17 protein-coding genes are annotated in these 15,051 nt (G+C 72.7%); 13 read left to right on the top strand and 4 right to left on the bottom strand.

Going from position 1 to position 15,051, the window contains the following annotated elements:
* Window positions 1–141: 141 nt before the first annotated feature.
* The 5 genes from pstS (at window position 142) to AWW66_RS09285 (ending at window position 4,706) form a co-directional block, all read left to right on the top strand.
* Window positions 142–1,224, top strand: a complete 1,083-nt coding sequence (pstS, locus tag AWW66_RS09305) for a phosphate ABC transporter substrate-binding protein PstS (RefSeq protein WP_067362779.1) — start codon at window positions 142–144, stop codon at window positions 1,222–1,224.
* Between the two features lie 91 nt (window positions 1,225–1,315).
* A complete protein-coding gene (pstC, locus tag AWW66_RS09300; RefSeq protein WP_211271891.1) occupies window positions 1,316–2,308 on the top strand; it encodes a phosphate ABC transporter permease subunit PstC in 993 nt (330 codons plus the stop codon).
* Window positions 2,305–3,222, top strand: a complete 918-nt coding sequence (pstA, locus tag AWW66_RS09295) for a phosphate ABC transporter permease PstA (protein ID WP_067362776.1) — start codon at window positions 2,305–2,307, stop codon at window positions 3,220–3,222. The genes pstC and pstA overlap by 4 nt, the downstream gene beginning before the upstream one ends.
* Before the next feature lie 3 nt (window positions 3,223–3,225).
* Entirely contained in the window at window positions 3,226–4,113 is an 888-nt protein-coding gene (gene pstB / locus AWW66_RS09290) for a phosphate ABC transporter ATP-binding protein PstB (protein WP_067362773.1), read from the top strand.
* 83 nt (window positions 4,114–4,196) lie between these two features.
* The gene (locus AWW66_RS09285) at window positions 4,197–4,706 is read left to right on the top strand and encodes a hypothetical protein (protein ID WP_067362770.1); all 510 of its coding nucleotides are present in this window, start codon (window positions 4,197–4,199) and stop codon (window positions 4,704–4,706) included.
* Window positions 4,707–4,745: 39 nt separating this feature from the next.
* On the opposite strand, the gene mshD is transcribed toward AWW66_RS09285, so the two are convergent.
* The 3 genes from mshD to AWW66_RS09270 form a co-directional block, all read right to left on the bottom strand.
* A complete protein-coding gene (gene mshD, locus AWW66_RS09280; RefSeq protein WP_067362767.1) occupies window positions 4,746–5,669 on the bottom strand; it encodes a mycothiol synthase in 924 nt (307 codons plus the stop codon).
* A 16-nt stretch (window positions 5,670–5,685) separates the two neighbouring features.
* Window positions 5,686–6,561: a polysaccharide deacetylase family protein gene (locus AWW66_RS09275; protein ID WP_067362764.1), complete on the bottom strand. Its 876-nt coding sequence runs from the start codon at window positions 6,559–6,561 to the stop codon at window positions 5,686–5,688.
* 209 nt (window positions 6,562–6,770) lie between these two features.
* A complete protein-coding gene (locus AWW66_RS09270; RefSeq protein WP_067362761.1) occupies window positions 6,771–7,484 on the bottom strand; it encodes a winged helix-turn-helix transcriptional regulator in 714 nt (237 codons plus the stop codon).
* Between the two features lie 278 nt (window positions 7,485–7,762).
* Between AWW66_RS09270 and AWW66_RS09265 the strand changes: the two genes are divergently transcribed.
* The 6 genes from AWW66_RS09265 to AWW66_RS35935 all read left to right on the top strand — a co-directional run bounded on the left by AWW66_RS09265 (window position 7,763) and on the right by AWW66_RS35935 (window position 13,664).
* A complete protein-coding gene (locus tag AWW66_RS09265; RefSeq protein ID WP_067362758.1) occupies window positions 7,763–8,803 on the top strand; it encodes a hypothetical protein in 1,041 nt (346 codons plus the stop codon).
* Between the two features lie 113 nt (window positions 8,804–8,916).
* Entirely contained in the window at window positions 8,917–9,708 is a 792-nt protein-coding gene (locus tag AWW66_RS09260; RefSeq protein ID WP_067362756.1) for an LmeA family phospholipid-binding protein, read from the top strand.
* Window positions 9,709–9,804: 96 nt separating this feature from the next.
* Window positions 9,805–9,882, top strand: a complete 78-nt coding sequence (locus tag AWW66_RS36380; RefSeq protein WP_311202345.1) for an Ms5788A family Cys-rich leader peptide — start codon at window positions 9,805–9,807, stop codon at window positions 9,880–9,882.
* Window positions 9,883–10,086: 204 nt separating this feature from the next.
* On the top strand, window positions 10,087–10,935 hold the full coding sequence (locus AWW66_RS09255; RefSeq protein WP_067362753.1) for a sulfurtransferase: 849 nt from the start codon (window positions 10,087–10,089) through the stop codon (window positions 10,933–10,935).
* 5 nt (window positions 10,936–10,940) lie between these two features.
* Entirely contained in the window at window positions 10,941–11,261 is a 321-nt protein-coding gene (locus tag AWW66_RS09250) for a DUF1416 domain-containing protein (protein ID WP_067362875.1), read from the top strand.
* A gap of 174 nt (window positions 11,262–11,435) precedes the next feature.
* The gene (locus tag AWW66_RS35935; RefSeq protein WP_281179576.1) at window positions 11,436–13,664 is read left to right on the top strand and encodes a TPM domain-containing protein; all 2,229 of its coding nucleotides are present in this window, start codon (window positions 11,436–11,438) and stop codon (window positions 13,662–13,664) included.
* Between the two features lie 54 nt (window positions 13,665–13,718).
* On the opposite strand, the gene AWW66_RS09240 is transcribed toward AWW66_RS35935, so the two are convergent.
* Window positions 13,719–13,997, bottom strand: a complete 279-nt coding sequence (locus AWW66_RS09240) for a hypothetical protein (protein ID WP_245648073.1) — start codon at window positions 13,995–13,997, stop codon at window positions 13,719–13,721.
* 297 nt (window positions 13,998–14,294) lie between these two features.
* Here AWW66_RS09240 and AWW66_RS09235 point away from each other — a divergent pair, with 297 nt between their 5' ends.
* Both AWW66_RS09235 and AWW66_RS34300 read left to right on the top strand, forming a co-directional pair.
* Window positions 14,295–14,534 carry a winged helix-turn-helix domain-containing protein gene (locus AWW66_RS09235; protein ID WP_067362751.1) on the top strand — a complete coding sequence of 80 codons (240 nt, stop codon included), beginning with the start codon at window positions 14,295–14,297 and terminating at the stop codon, window positions 14,532–14,534.
* 79 nt (window positions 14,535–14,613) lie between these two features.
* Window positions 14,614–14,892, top strand: a complete 279-nt coding sequence (locus AWW66_RS34300; protein WP_169807082.1) for a hypothetical protein — start codon at window positions 14,614–14,616, stop codon at window positions 14,890–14,892.
* The last annotated feature ends 159 nt before the right edge of the window (window positions 14,893–15,051 follow it).

Raw genomic sequence — 15,051 nt, 5'->3', positions numbered from 1 at the left:
CTCAGCTCGCGGCAATCTTCTTTCCGGAACCTGTTCACCTGTGGTTCACCAAGTGCCGGGAAGCCGGCTACCTGCCACTCCTAGCGTCGGCGTCGTCAGGTCGGGATGGCCGGACAACCCCTAGAGAGAGGCAATTCTGAGGTGAACCGCAACGTGCTCTCGCGGCGCGTCCTCGCCGGCGTAGCGCTTGCCGCGCTCGCACTTACTGGCTGTGGCACCAGCGACAGCGACAGCGACACCCCGGGCTCCGGCAACAACGCCGGCGGCGAGTACGCCAGCCTTTCCGGTGAGCTGAAGGCTTCCGGCGCAAGCTTCCCCGACGCGTACTACCAGGAGGTCATCACGGCCTTCAAGGAAGTCGCGCCCAACGTGACCGTCAACTACAACGCCACCGGCTCCGGCACCGGCAAGAAGCAGTTCGGCGAGGGCCTGACCGACTTCGCGGGCACGGACAGCCTGGTGAAGGACACCGACGGGGTCGCCGCCGGCTCCTACCTGTACGTGCCGACCGTCGCCGCCCCGATCACGGTCAGCTACAACCTCCAGGGCGTGGACAAGCTCCAGCTCAGCGCGGACACCCTGGCCAAGATCTTCCAGGCCGAGATCAAGACCTGGAACGACCCGGCCATCGCGGCCGACAACCCGGGCGTGACCCTGCCGGCCACCCCGATCACCGTGGCGCACCGGTCCGACGGCTCCGGCACCACCAACAACTTCACCAAGTACCTCGCCGCCGCCGCTCCGAACACCTGGAAGCTGGGCAGCGGTGACACGGTGAACTGGCCCTCGAACACCCAGGGTGGCGAGAAGAACACCGGCGTGGCGCAGATCGTCAAGCAGGCCGACGGTGGCATCGGCTACGTCGACCTGAGCGACGCCAAGGCGAGCGAGCTGAAGTTCGCCGCCATCAAGAACAAGGACGGCCAGTTCGTCGAGCCGTCGATCGAGGGCACCACCTCCGGCCTGGAGGGCGCCGAGGTCGCCGAGGACCTGAGCTACAACCCCCTCGACGCCGCCGGGGCCAGCGCGTACCCGATCACCGCCCCGACCTTCCTGCTGGTGAAGACCAGCTACGACGACCCGGCCAAGGCCGAGCTGGTCAAGGGCTTCGTGAAGTACCTGCTCAACGACGGCCAGGACCTGGCCAAGGAGATCGACTTCGCGCCGCTGCCGGCGTCGCTGAAGGAGAAGGCGCTCGCCCAGGTCGACAAGATCCAGGGCTGATCAGGACCGAGATCGCGTTGGCGACACCGCACGGGGACGGGATCGAGGAGATCCCGTCCCCGCACGGGTAGCCGGAGCCGCTGGAGACAAGGTGACCCTGACAGAGAACAAACCCGAGACCCGGCCCAGCCTGGCCCCCCAGAAGGGCGGCCTGCTGGCCGACCGCGCCTTCTCGTGGTGGACCCTCGGCACCGGCCTGCTGGTGCTGGGGATCCTCGCCCTCATCCTGATCACCACCGTGCGGGAGGCCTGGCCGGCCTTCGTGGAGATGGGCTTCCGGTACGTCACCGAACGCACCTGGGACCCCAACCCCGCCGAGGGCGCCCCGATCTTCGGAGCCCTCTCCTTCATGTACGGCACCGCGGTCACCTCGCTGATCGCGCTGCTCATCGCGGTCCCGGTCTCCATCGGGATCGCCCTGTTCATCACCGAGCTGGCCCCGCGCCGGCTGCGCGGCTCGGCGATCACGGTGATCGACCTGCTCGCCGCCGTACCCTCGGTGGTCTTCGGGCTCTGGGGGGTGTTGGTGCTCGCCCCGATCCTGGTCGACTTCTACCGGGGGGTGCACGACGTCTTCTCCGGCGTCCCGGTGCTCGGCACCATCTTCGGCGAGGCGGCCAGCGGCCGGAACTTCATGACCGCCGGGCTGATCCTGGCCATCATGGTCACCCCGATCATCACCTCCATCTGCCGGGAGGTCTTCGGGACCGTCCCGCAGGCGGACAAGGACGCCGCCCTGGCGCTGGGGGCCACCCGCTGGGAGATGATCCGGGGGGCCGTCTTCCCGCACAGCTTCGGCGGGATCACCGGGGCCGTGATGCTCGGCCTCGGCCGGGCGATGGGGGAGACGATCGCCGTCGCGCTGGTCGTCGGCGGCTCCACCAACCTCTCCGCCAACCTGTTCGAGCCCGGTAACACCATGGCCGCCGTCATCGTCCAGCAGTTCGGCGAGTCGACCGGCACCTACACCGCGGCCCTGATCGGGCTCGGCGTGGTGCTCTTCGGGATGACCGTACTGATCAACCTGGCCGCCCAGCGGATCGTCCGCCGGGCGGAGGCCAGGATGAGGGGAGGGGTGGCGTGACCACCACCGCGACTCCGCCCGCCACCGGTCGTGGCCAGGGCGCACCGGACCTGAGCCGGGGCGCCCTGTCGATGCGTCGGCGGGTGGTCAACCACGTCGCCTCCGGCAGCATCCATTTGGCCCTGCTCCTGGCGGTGATCCCGCTGGGGCTGGTCATCTGGACGGTGCTCAACCGGGGAGCCGGGGTGATGAGCCTGGACTTCCTCAACGCCGACATCCCCAACTCGTACCGTCGGGAGGGGCCGGGCATGGGTCCGGCGATCGTTGGCACCCTGCTGATCACCGGCATGGCCTCCCTGATGGCCATCCCGCTCGGGGTCTTCGGCGCGATCTACCTCAACGAGTACGGCAAGCAGAAGCCGCTGGCCCGGACCATCCGGCTGATGGCCGACGTGATGACCGGCGTGCCCTCGATCGTGATGGGCCTGTTCATCTACATCTCCTGGGTGCTGGTGGTCGGCCGGTTCACCGGCTTCGCCGGGTCCCTGGCGCTGGCCTGCCTGATGCTCCCGGTGGTGATCCGCAGCAGCGAGGAGATGCTCCGCCTGGTCCCCGACGAGCTGCGCCAGGCCAGCCTGGCCCTGGGGGCCCGCAAGTGGCGGACCATCCTGACCGTGGTGCTGCCCGCCGCCATCTCCGGCATCACCAGTGGCGCCCTGCTGGCGGTGGCCCGCGCGGCCGGCGAGACCGCCCCGATCGTCATCGTGACCGGCATCGTCTTCTCCACCAACACCAACCTGTTCGACGGGTCGAACACGGCGCTGCCGGCGCAGATCTTCCGCAACGCCAGCCAGCCCTTCGTCGGTGCCCAGGACCGGGCCTGGGGAGCGGCCCTGACCCTGATCGTGATCGTGGTCCTCTTCACGATCGTCTCCCGCGTCATCGCCAACCGCTTCGCCCTGAAGGAGCGCTGAACCATGCCTACTGCGAACACCCCCGCCGGCACCGTGACCTCGCACCCCTCGGTCTCCGTCAGCGCACCCTCCGCCGGCTGGAACGACGCCGGGGTGGACACCCCGGACGGGGCCGCCACCACGGTGATGAACCTGGCGGACGTCAGCGTCCACTACGGCAGCTACGAGGCCGTCCGGGGCACCTCCATGCCGATCCGGCAGAACCAGATCACCGCCATGATCGGCCCCTCGGGCTGCGGCAAGTCCACCATCCTGCGGTCGCTGAACCGGATGAACGACCTGATCGCCGGGGCCCGGGTCACCGGCTCGGTCACGTACCACGGGCAGGACATCTACGCCAAGGACGTGGACCCGATCCAGGTCCGCCGCCGGATCGGCATGGTCTTCCAGAAGCCGAACCCGTTCCCCAAGTCGATCTACGACAACGTGGCGTACGGGCTGCGGATCAACGGGATCAAGGGCAAGCTCGACGACCACGTCGAGGAGGCCCTGACCGGCGCCGCCCTCTGGGACGAGGTCAAGGACAAGCTGAAGACCAGCGGCCTGGCCCTCTCCGGCGGCCAGCAGCAGCGGCTCTGCATCGCCCGGACGATCGCGGTGAAGCCGGACGTGATCCTGATGGACGAGCCCTGCTCGGCCCTCGACCCGATCGCCACCAGCAAGATCGAGGACCTGATGTACGAGCTGTCGAAGTCGTACACCATCGTCATCGTCACGCACAACATGCAGCAGGCCGCGCGGGTGAGCCACTACACCGCGTTCTTCACCGCCGAGGTGGACGAGAAGCAGGTGCGGCACGGCCGGCTGGTGGAGTTCGACCAGACCTCGCGGATCTTCACCAACCCGGGGGACAAGCGGACCGAGGACTACATCACCGGCCGCTTCGGCTGACCGCTCCGATCCACCCCGGCAACGGGGGCGAACACCAGGATGGGCCGGTCCGGCCGGGAGGCCGTCTGCCGAGGGAAGGCGATGTGTCCGTCGACGATGCGGATTCCGAGCTGGTGCACATCGCCGTGCCGGCGGCGTACGTGCCGCACGTCGCCGCGCTCCTGGCCGAGCTGGACGGCTGGGGTGGCGAGGCGCGGCCGGCGCCCCGGCAACCACGCCCCCGACCGCCGGAGGCCGTGGAGTGGCCGACGCCGGAGCTGAGCCGGTTCGCCCGGGGGCGCTCCAAGAGCCACGACACCGTGCTGCGGATGCTCGACCTGCTGGCGACCCGGCCCGGCGAGTGGTTCTCGGCGGAGGAGGTCTGCGCGGCCATCGCGGTGCCCCGGCACCGGCTCGGCGGGGCGCTGGCCGGGGTGAGCCGGATGCTGCGGTCCCACCCGGCCTACCGCGACCTGGGGCTGCCGCTCAACCGGTACGTGCCCAGTTCGCTGGACGGCGAGACCGGCACCTTCTACTGGGTGAGCCCGGAGCAGGCCCGCCGGTGGCGGCAGGTACGTGGCGACCGGGGGTCGACCCCGCCCCGCCCCGGCTGACCGTCCCGGGTGGCCGTCCCGGCTGGCCGGGCCGCCCCGTCAGCCGAGGTGGTAGTTGACGTGCGCCGCCCAGCGGGCGAAGCCGAGCCGCTCGTACAGGGCGACGGCGGCGGTGTTCGACTCGTCGACGTAGAGCATCACCCGGTCCAGGCCGCGCCGGTCCCGCAGGTACGCCAGGCCGGCGCTGGTCAGCGCCCGACCGAGCCCGCCGCCGTGCGCCGCCGGGTCGACGCCCACCACGTACACCTCGCCGGTGCGGGCCGAGCCGGGGCGCTCGTGCACCTTGGTCCAGTGGAAGCCGAGCAGCCTCCCGGTGGTGTCGACGGCGAGCAGGAAACCGGCCGCGTCGAACCACGGCTCGGCGAGCCGTGCCCGCAGGTCCGCCTCGGTCCAGCGGCCCTGCTCCGGGTGGTCGGCGAAGGCCCGTGCGTTGAGCGCCAGCCAGTCGGCGTCGTCCTGACCGGGGCGGAACGCGCGCAGCGTCACCCCCTCCGGCAGGCGCGGCGGGTCCACCGGGGCGGTCAGGGGCCGGCGCAGTTGCCAGAGCACCCGCGCCCGGGTGAAGCCGAGGTCGACGGCGAGCGCGGCGGCAGAGGGATGGTCCCCGTGCGCCCAGGCCCGCAGCGGCCCGGTCGCCGCCGCCAGCACCCCCCGGGCCAGCGCCCGGCCGGTGCCCCGCCGCCGGTGCCCCGGGTGGACGGCCAGTTCCACCCCGGTCCCGGTGGCGACGTCCGTGGTGTCCAGGTGGGCGTACCCGGTCAGGGTGCCGTCGGGAGCGCGGGCGGTGAGGTGCACGGCCGGCGCGTCGGCGTCCCGCAGCCGGAGCAGGACGTGTTCGTCCAGCGGGTCCGCGCCGTCGCTGTCGCCGGCGGCCCGCGCCAGCGCGAGCACCTCGGTGGTCTCGGTGGCGGAGAGCCGGTCGGCCCGGGTCACCTGGTCTGCGGTCGGCGCGGTGCTGCTCACCCCGCCACCGTAGTCCTCAGGTGGCCCCGGTGGGGAGCGCGTCGAAGTGGTACCGGCCGGTCAGCTCGGGCAGCACGTACCGGAGGGCGTCGATGGTGCCCTGCCGGTTGCCCCCGGCGTCGTGCAGCAGCACGACCGCACCGGGCCCGACGTAGGTGTCGAGGACGGTGGCGATCCGTTGCGCGCCCGGGGCCCGCCAGTCCGACGGGTCGACGTTCCAGTGCAGCGGGGTCATGCCGAGTTCCCGGGCCACCGACACCACCGGGTACGTCCAGGCGCCGCCGGGTTGCCGGAACCAGACGACCGGGGCGTCCGGCGCCGCCGCCCGGATCGCCTGGCTGGTCCGGATCAGGTCGGCCCGGATGACGTCCGGGGAGCGCTTGCCGAGCAGGGTGTCGTGGTTCCAGGAGTGGTTGCACAGGGTGTGCCCGTCGGCCACGATGGCCCGGATCAGGTCCGGATGGTCGCGCGCGTTCTCCCCGACCACGCAGAAGGTGGCCTTGATCTGGTGCTCGCGGAGCACGTCGAGCGCCTGCGGGGTGTAGCGCGGGTCGGGCCCGTCGTCGAAGGTGAGGGCCACCTCGGTGGTTCCGGTGGTGATCTGGGTGCCGTACGGGCCCCCGCCGGCGGGCTGCTGCGGGTCGGCGTCCTGGGTCGATTCGCTCGACGCGCTCGACTCGCTCGACGCGCTGGGGGAGGGGACGCCGGTACCGGGGAACGGGGCCTGGTCGGCGTACTGGGGGCCGGTGAGCGAGGTGGTGCCCAGCCCGGACGGGGGGTGCCCGGCCGGGTCGCTGACCAGGCTGCGACCGAGCGCGTACGCGGAGCCCAGCAGCGCGACCACGACCAGGGTGACCAGGACGGCGGTCCGCCCGGCCAGGGTGGAGCGCATCAGCGGTCCCGTCCCGGGCGCCCGGCCGGTGCGACGTGCCCGGCGGCCGGGGCGGCCGGTCCGGCCGCCGCGACCGACGTGGTGTACGCGGTTGTCGTGTCCCCCGTCGACGCAGCCACCGTCGCCCCCTCCTGCCGAATCCGGCACTCAGGATATGACCGATCAGTGGGGCGAAACGGGCGAATACGAACAACTACCGGATCGGCGGATCAGACGGGGATGGGGGTGCTCTCCGTGTCCGGCAGCGACCGCGACGGCGGCACGACGAACTTGTACCCCACCTGGCGGACCGTGCCGATCATCGACTCGTACTCCGAGCCGAGCTTGGCGCGCAGCCGCCGGACGTGCACGTCGACCGTACGGGTGCCACCGAAGTAGTCGTAGCCCCAGACCTCGCGCAGGAGCTGGTCGCGGGTGAAGACCCGGCCCGGGTGCTGGGCGAGGAACTTCAGCAGCTCGAACTCCTTGTACGTGAGGTCGAGCGGGCGGCCCTTGAGTCGGGCGGCGTAGGTGTCCGGGTCGATGGTCAGCTCGCCGGCCCGGATCGAGCCGCCGGCACCCGAGGTGGCGTTGCTCAGCCGGCCGACCGCCAGCCGCAGCCGGGCCTCCACCTCGGCCGGGCCGGCGGAGGCGAGGATGACGTCGTCGACGCCCCAGTCCGCGTTGAGCGCGATCAGCCCGGCCTCGGTGACCACCGCGACCAGCGGCACCCCGAGCCCGGTGGCGTGCAGCATCCGGCAGGTCGCGCGGGCCTCGCTCAGCTCGGAGCGGGCGTCGACCAGGACGGCGTCCGGGCTCGGCCCGGCGACCAGGGTGCGCACGTCGCGGGGCGCGGTGCGCACCGAGTGTGGCAGCAGGTCCAGCGCGGGCAGCACCGCGGATGGTTCGCCTGCGCGTGCGGTCACCAGCAGCAGGATCTCCACACGATCACCTCCGTCCCGGCGGCCACTAGCCGCGCGCGACCAGCGGCGTCCGGTGGGATGCACCGCTGAGAACTGACGTTGGCCCGGCGTCAGGATCTGACGTCTGGTCCCGGCGTCGCTGGCGGGCGGGTAAGTGCTGTCGAGCCTAACCGATGACCTCTGCCTGGCCATCCCCCCTTATCCCGTTCGTCACCCTTAACCCCAAATTGCGGATCAGGTTTTAACCTGGCCGAAACCGTGTTCCCCGGATCTGCCGCCCGGTCTGGCACGATCGGGGCGTGTATCCCTCCACCCCGCCCGAGACCGGACGTGACCCGTGGGCCGACGACGACGCGGACCGGTCCGACCGGGCCCCCGCACCACGGACCGGACCCGACGACACCGGGGAGCGGCGGGGACGGGGCCGGCCCCGCCGGTTCCGCAAGAGCGGTGAGCCCGCGCGCCGCCCGGACGACGAGGTGGACGCGGTCGAGGACGAGGAGGACGAGCCCCCGGTCGAGGTGCGCCCGCCGCTCGCGCTCGCCGTCGCCGGCTTCGCCGCGCTGCTCTGCCTCGGCCTGGTGCTCGGCGCGCAGACCGCCGGCCCCGGGCACCGGCTGCCCTTCGCGGTCATCGTGCTCGGCGTGCAGATCCTGTTCATCCTGGCCTGGACGATGGCGGCCCGCCCGCCCGCGCTGCTGGTGGTCGCCGTGGTCAGCGCCGGGGCCGGGGTGGTCGCCGACGTCGCCGCCGTCCGCTCCGCCGAGGCCGGCGCGGGCCCCCTGGGGTACGCCGCCGTCGGGGGCTTCGTCCTCGCCGTCCTCGGTCAACTCGTCCGTCGGGTGGACCGGCGGCGGGTCACCGACTCGCTCGGGGCCACCCTGCTGACCGTACTCGGCGTGGTGGCCTTCGCCGGCCTGCTGGTCCTCGGCCGGATCCCGGCCGGTACCCAGGCGGTCACCGTCTGCCTGGCCGCCGCCGGCGTGGCGCTCACCGTGGCCCGGCTGACCGACGCGGTGCTGCCCTGGCCCCGGCTGGCCCCGCAGGTGCCCCGGGGCGCGGCCGGCGTGGTCGCCGGCGCGATGGTCGGCACGCTGGCCAGCGCGGTCTTCGGCAGCTACCTGGTCGCCCCGTTCACGCCCACCCGGGCCGCCCTGATCGGGCTGCTCGCGGCGGTCAGCGCCGTGCTGACCGACCTCGCCGTCGGGTACGCCGAGGCGGGTCGGCTGATGGCCGGGGAACCGCCCACCATGTGGATCGCCCGGCACCTCCAGGGGCCGCTCGGTGGCTTCGCCACGGCGGCGGCGGCCGCGTACCCGATGTGTCTGTTGTTGCTCTGAGCCGCAGATTGAGATTTCCTCGCACCGGGTAATCCCGGCGGCGACCCGGGGCCACCGGCAGAGCGGCCCCCGGGAACGGACGTTCCCAGGACGAGCAGCGGACAGGAGGCGGCGTGGCGGAGAGCTACCCGGCGAACGAGGGACGGCCCCGGCGACGCGGACGCAAGGTGCTCGTCACCCTCGTCGTCCTGCTGCTGGTCCTCGGCGGGCTGGCGGTGGTCGCCGACCGGGTGGCGGTCGCCGTGGCCGAGCGCGCCATCGCCGACCAGGTCCGCCAGGAGGTGGCCCGGCAGCAGGTCGAGTCGGCGCCGCCGGAGGTGCAGGTCGGCGGCTTCCCCTTCCTCAACCAGGTGGTCGCCGGGCGGTACGACCGGATCACCATCCGGCTGCGCGACGTGCGCGGCTCGGTCCAGGGCAACGCGGTCAACCTGCCCGCCCTCGACATCGACGCGCGTAACGTCCGGGCGTCGCTGGACACGCTGCGCTCCGGGCAGGGCGACGTGGTCGCCGAGACCGTCGACGGCACCGGCACGATCAGCTACGACAGCCTCGCCGCGCTGCTCGACCGGCCGGGCCTCAAGCTCGGCGAGCGGGACGGCCGGCTCGCCGTCACCGCCCCGGTGGACATCCTCGGCCAGCAGCTCACCGTCAGCGGCACCGCCGAGGTGACGGTGAGCGAGCAGGGGCAGGTCGCGCTCAAGGTCGACGAGGTGGACGCCGAAGGGCTGCCCGCCGTGCCGCTGGCCCGTACCCTGCTCAACAACTGGGCCCAGGGGATCTCCATCGACGTGCCGCTGCCCGAACTGCCGTTCCAGTTGACCGTCCGCGAGGTCCGGCCGCTGCCCGGCGGGCTGGCCGTCACCGCCGACGCGCGGGACGTGCCGATCAACCAGGCGGCCGGCTGAGAGCCCGACCGGTCGACCGGTCGGGCTCGGCCGAGGCGTCTCGGATGCTGGTCGGTCACCTGGCGTTCGGGGCGGTGGCTGGTAGGCTCCCTGCCCATGGGGACGCTCCTCACCAAACGGCGCGCGGTCGACCTGTGCCGCGTGGCCACCTGCCTGTGTCGCCCCGTCATCTGACGGCGGGGCTGTCCCTGGTCGCCTAGCGACCATCCGGCACGCAGGGTCCGCGTACCCTCTGATGCCTCCCAATACGCCCGGCAGCGGCGCCGTCGCACGAACCCGTGATCCGTCCGTCCCATGGGTCCCGCGCGTGGTGCGACCACAACACCCGATGCCCTCCGCGCGCTGGCTCACCATCCATCCTCACCAGGGAGTGATCTGATGAGTCGCGACACCGCACTCGTCTCGGCCGAGTGGGCCGAGAAGAACCTCGACGCCCCGGGCGTCGTCTTCGTCGAGGTCGACGAGGACACCTCGGCCTACGACACCGGCCACATCGCCGGGGCCATCAAGCTGGACTGGAAGACCGACCTGCAGGACCCGGTGCGTCGGGACTTCGTCAACAAGGAGCAGTTCGAGGCGCTCCTGTCCGCCCGGGGCATCGGCAACGACGACACCGTCGTGCTCTACGGCGGCAACAACAACTGGTTCGCCGCGTACGCGTACTGGTACTTCAAGCTCTACGGCCACCAGGACGTCAAGCTGCTCGACGGCGGTCGCAAGAAGTGGGAGCTGGACGCCCGGCCCCTGGTCACCGACGCGGTGACCCGCCCGGCCACCCAGTACGTCGCCAGCGAGCCGGACAACAGCATCCGCGCCTTCCGGGACGAGATCGTCCCCGCCATCGGCGTGAAGAACCTGGTCGACGTGCGCAGCCCCGACGAGTACGCCGGCCGGCTGCTCGCCCCCGCCCACCTGCCGCAGGAGCAGGCCCAGCGGGCCGGCCACGTGCCCACCGCGATCAGCGTGCCGTGGTCCAAGGCCGCCAACGAGGACGGCACCTTCAAGTCCGACGACGAGCTTCGCAAGATCTACGGCGAGGCCGGGCTGGACGACGGCAAGGAGACCATCGCGTACTGCCGGATCGGCGAGCGCTCCTCGCACACCTGGTTCGTGCTCCAGGAGCTGCTCGGTCACCAGAACGTGAAGAACTACGACGGCTCCTGGACCGAGTACGGCTCGCTCGTCGGCGTGCCGGTCGCGCTCGGTGACGAGCCCGGGAAGGCGTGATCGCCATGACTGCTCCCACCGCCGCCGGCTGCGCCGCGCCCGACCAGGCCGCGCCGCTGCCCGCCAGCCTCGACCTGGAGAAGGAAACCGTCATCACCGGCGTGGTCCGGGCCGAGTCCGGTGAGGTCGTGCCGGGCGCGTACGTCCGCCTGCTCGACTCCACCGGCGAGTTCACCGCCGAGGTGGTGACCTCCCCGGCCGGCCAGTTCCGGTTCTTCGCCGCGCCGGGCGCCTGGACCCTGCGGGCGCTCTCCCGGCACGGCAACGGCGACAGCGCCGTCACCGCCGACCGGGGCATCAACGAGGTGACCGTCACGGTCGCCTGAGGTGTAAGGAAGGGCCCCCTGTTAACGCCTGCGGTAGAGCAGGGTTCCCTTCTCACCACGTACGTCGGCTCGGGCCGGTCGTCCCCTCGGGGGTGACCGGCCCGAGCCGTCGGGGCGGCGAAGCGGTGGGAGGCGGGGGACGGGGGGTTTGATCAGGGCGTTTAGCCTGGGGCGATGGTGATGTTGCGTCGCGCGGCCGTACTGGTGGGCGTCCTGATCCTCGGCACGACCACGCTCGCCGGGCCGGCGGCGGCCACCCGGGCGTCGACCGACCGCGTCCCGGTCGCGCAGGTGCTGGCCGAGCGGCCGATGCGACTCGACAGCCAACTCGTCGACGAGGCGGGCGTGCTCGGCGACCGGCGCGACGCGGCCCAGCAGGCCCTCACCGAGCTGCGCCAGCGCACCGGGCTCCAGCTCTTCGTGGTCTTCGTGCACACCTTCAGCGGCCGGAGCGCGCAGAACTGGGCCGACGAGACCGCCACCCGCAGCGACCTCGGCGACCGGGACGCGCTGCTGGCCATCGCTACCCGGGACCGGTCGTACGCGTACTCCTTCGCCCAGGACTACCCGCTCACCGACGGCCAGCTCGACGAGGTGGCCCGGGTGGCGATCGAGCCCCCGCTCGGCGCGAACGACTGGGCCGCAGCGGTGATCGGGGCGGCCCAGGGGTACCAGGCGGCGAGCGAGGGGCGCAGCGTTCCGCAGCCGGCGATCCAGCCCGGCCCGCCGGACACCCCGTCGAGCGGTGAGCGGGCCGGCTCGGCGGCGAAGGTGCTCGTACCCCTGCTCCTGCTGGCCGCCGTGCTGGTGGCGCTCTGGTGGTGGCCCCGGCACCGACGCCGGAAGGAGGCGCGGGCGGCGGCCGAGCTGGCCCGCGCCCGGACCGAGGAGATCGCGGCGAAGGCGAACGGGCTCCTCGTCGACCTGGACAACGAGCTGCGCGCCAGCGAGCAGGAACTCGCCCTGGCCACCGGGCAGTACGGCGCGGAGGCGACCGCCGCCTTCACCGCCGCCCTGGTCTCGGCGCGGCAGGACCTGGCCGAGGCGTTCCGGCTGCGGATCAGCCTGGACCAGGAGACCGTCGACGACGCCACCCGCCGGCAGCGGCTGCTGGAGATTGTCGAGCGCTGCGAGCGCGCGGACCAGCGGCTCGACGCCGAGGCGGAGGCGTTCGAGCGGCTCCGGGCCATCGAGCCCCGGGTGACCGAGTTCCTGACCGACCTGACGGCCCGCCGCACCACGCTCCAGCAGCGCACGGAGCAGGCCGACGCGACCATGACCCAGCTCCGCCAGCGGTACGCCGGGTCCGCCCTGACCACCGTGGCCGGTGACGTGGACGCGGCCCGGGAACGGCTGGCCTTCGCCGCCGCCACGCTCGCCGAGGCCGAGGCCGCCGCCGGGCAGCAGGCGCTGCCCCGGGCCGCCGTCGGGGTCCGCACCGCCGAGGAGGCGTTGGGGCAGGTCGACACGCTGCTGAGCGGGGTCGAGCGGCTCGACGGCGACCTGACCGCCGCCCGCGAGGCCGCCGACGCCCTGCTCACCGAACTGGACACCGAGATCGCCCAGGGCCGCGCCCTCCTCTCCGGCACCCCGCTCCCGCCGGCCGGGGTGCCGGGTACGCCGGGCGCCGGCGCGGTGCCGGGTGCGCCGGCTGGCGGGCCGGTGCCGGGTGCGCCGGCTGGCGGGCCGGTGCCGGCGGAGGGGCGGACGGAACTGGCCGCCGCCGTCGCCGAGGCGGAACGGGTGACCACGGCCGTCCGCGCGGAGTTCGCCCGGCCGACCACGGACCCGCAGGCGGCCCTGCATCGGCTGGAGGCGGCGGACGCCGTCCTGGACCGGGCCCTGGCCACCTCGATCGAGGCCGCGCAGCGGGTGGCGCGGGCGCAGGCCCTGCTCGGCCGGAGCATCCAGGTGGCGGCGGCCGAGATCGACGCGGCCAGCCGGTTCGTGCACACCCGGCGGGCCGCCGTCGGCCAGCAGCCCCGGGTCTGGCTGGCCGACGCCGGTCAGCACCTGGACCGGGCGCGGGCGCTCGCCGAGGCCGACCCGGTGACCGCCCTGGCCGCCGCGCAGGAGGCGGCCAAGCTCGCCGGCTGGGCCAGCCGGGCCGCCCGGTCCGACGTGGACGCCTGGTCCCACGGCGGGTTCGCCGGACCGACCGGCGGCTCCGGGTCCGGGGCCGGTGCGGAGGCGTTCCTGGGCGCTCTGATCGGCGGCATCCTCTCCGGTGGCTCGTCCGGCGGTGGGTGGAGCGGCGGGTACGGCGGAAGCAGCAGCCGTTCCCGGCGCAGTGGCGGTTACCGCAGCGGTGGCTCCAGCGTGCGCCGGTCCAGCGGTTCGAGCGGCCGGCGCAGCGGCGGCGGGGGCGGCGGTGGTCGCCGGGGCGGTGGCGGGCGTTTCTGACCCCACCGGCCACCGCCCCGGCGACCGGATTGGGGCGGTGGGACGCGTGTCGGATCAGCGGCGGAGACGGCGGGCGCAGTCGCCGTGGTGCTCCGGGCGGAGCAGACAGCGGCGACCGTTGCCCAGCAGCCGGTCGCAGAAGACCTGCTGCTGGTTGCTGGGCGCGCCCTCCACGGAGACCGTCGTCTCGCCCAGCACCAGTTCCGGCAGGAACGACAGGGAACGGGTGACCGCGCGGGCGAACAGGTGCGCGGCGGCGACGTCCGCCACCCGTACGGTGAGGTGGACGACGTACCGGGAGCAGTCCAGGTCGTGGCTCGCCGGCCCGGTCACGACCGACTGCCCTGGGTGGCGGCCCGGGGCCGTCCTCCGAGGAACCGGAACGGGTCGCGCATCGTTGACCGCCTTTCGCCGATGGCTCGTGCCCGGGTGCTGGTCGGGGCCGGGACGGGCCACGGTGGACCCGCCCCGGCCGGGAGGTGAGCCCTGCCCGTTGCCACGCGAGGAGCGCTCGTGGGTCAACTTATGCGCGGATGGCGCTCTAGTCAACAGATGGTGACCGTGTCTTCACGGCTACTTGTCGGGTTGCCGTTCGCGTGATCGAATCCGGGGTGCCACGCGAGGAGTGCCATGCCTGCATTGCCGGATTACCTGCGAGTCTCGAACGCGATCATGGACGACGTTCGCAGCGGAAAGCTGAAACCGGGCGACAAGCTGCCCTCGATCGCCCAACTCTGCGTGCTGCACAAGGTCGGCGCGTCGACGATCAGGCAGGTCTACATCCGGCTCGAAGCGCTGGAGGTCGTCGAGCGGTACCAGGGCAAGGGCGTCTTCGTCACCGACCCGGCCACCTGGCTCCGCAAGCCCTGACCCCAATTCCTGCCGGCGCGGCGTAGCATCCGGCAAGGTCGTCTACCTCACCCGCAGAGGGCGGCGGGTTGCCGCAGTCGTGCCGACGGCGGTGGCGGAGCAGAGTGACCTCGATGAGGTCGAGGCGTTCTGGGATCGGCAGGAGAGTCAGGTCGTCGCGGCGTGTCGACGGATGTGGGCAGCCGTGGCAGACGAGGACGAGCGGACCCGCGAGACGATGCGCCAGTCCATCGAGCGCACCCTGTCCGGGATCGAGGATGCGGCTGACGCCGCGATCGGCGGTACCGTCCTGGCGCGTCGTAGCGGGGACGAGGCCGGCATCTCGTGGGAGCAGGCAAAGCGGGATCTTGAGCTGTAAGTTGGCGGCTGGCAATCGCCGCACAGCATCGTCGACCACGAGTTGGTCATCCTCGTCGTACGGGTCAGATTGCCCCAGCAAAAAGGACCTTGGAAGATTTCGGCCCCTCTGGCGGTCTCAAGCGGTGGTTGCAACGGTGAGGAGTTGAGACATTCTCTC

This window comes from Micromonospora rosaria (assembly GCF_001567585.1).
Classification (GTDB): domain Bacteria; phylum Actinomycetota; class Actinomycetes; order Mycobacteriales; family Micromonosporaceae; genus Micromonospora; species Micromonospora rosaria.
Note: the sequence above shows the minus strand (reverse complement) of the source record. Positions and strands in the feature narration are given on the sequence as shown.

Bases quoted from the DNA above. Each gene is read 5' to 3' on its own strand.
- AWW66_RS09255 (WP_067362753.1), top strand. From the start codon at position 10,087: ATGAGTCGCGACACCGCACTCGTCTCGGCCGAGTGGGCCGAGAAGAAC.
- AWW66_RS09275 (WP_067362764.1), bottom strand. From the start codon at position 6,561: ATGCGCTCCACCCTGGCCGGGCGGACCGCCGTCCTGGTCACCCTGGTC.
- AWW66_RS35935 (WP_281179576.1), top strand. From the start codon at position 11,436: ATGGTGATGTTGCGTCGCGCGGCCGTACTGGTGGGCGTCCTGATCCTC.
- AWW66_RS09250 (WP_067362875.1), top strand. From the start codon at position 10,941: ATGACTGCTCCCACCGCCGCCGGCTGCGCCGCGCCCGACCAGGCCGCG.
- pstB (WP_067362773.1), top strand. From the start codon at position 3,226: ATGCCTACTGCGAACACCCCCGCCGGCACCGTGACCTCGCACCCCTCG.
- AWW66_RS36380 (WP_311202345.1), top strand. From the start codon at position 9,805: ATGGGGACGCTCCTCACCAAACGGCGCGCGGTCGACCTGTGCCGCGTG.
- AWW66_RS09235 (WP_067362751.1), top strand. From the start codon at position 14,295: ATGCCTGCATTGCCGGATTACCTGCGAGTCTCGAACGCGATCATGGAC.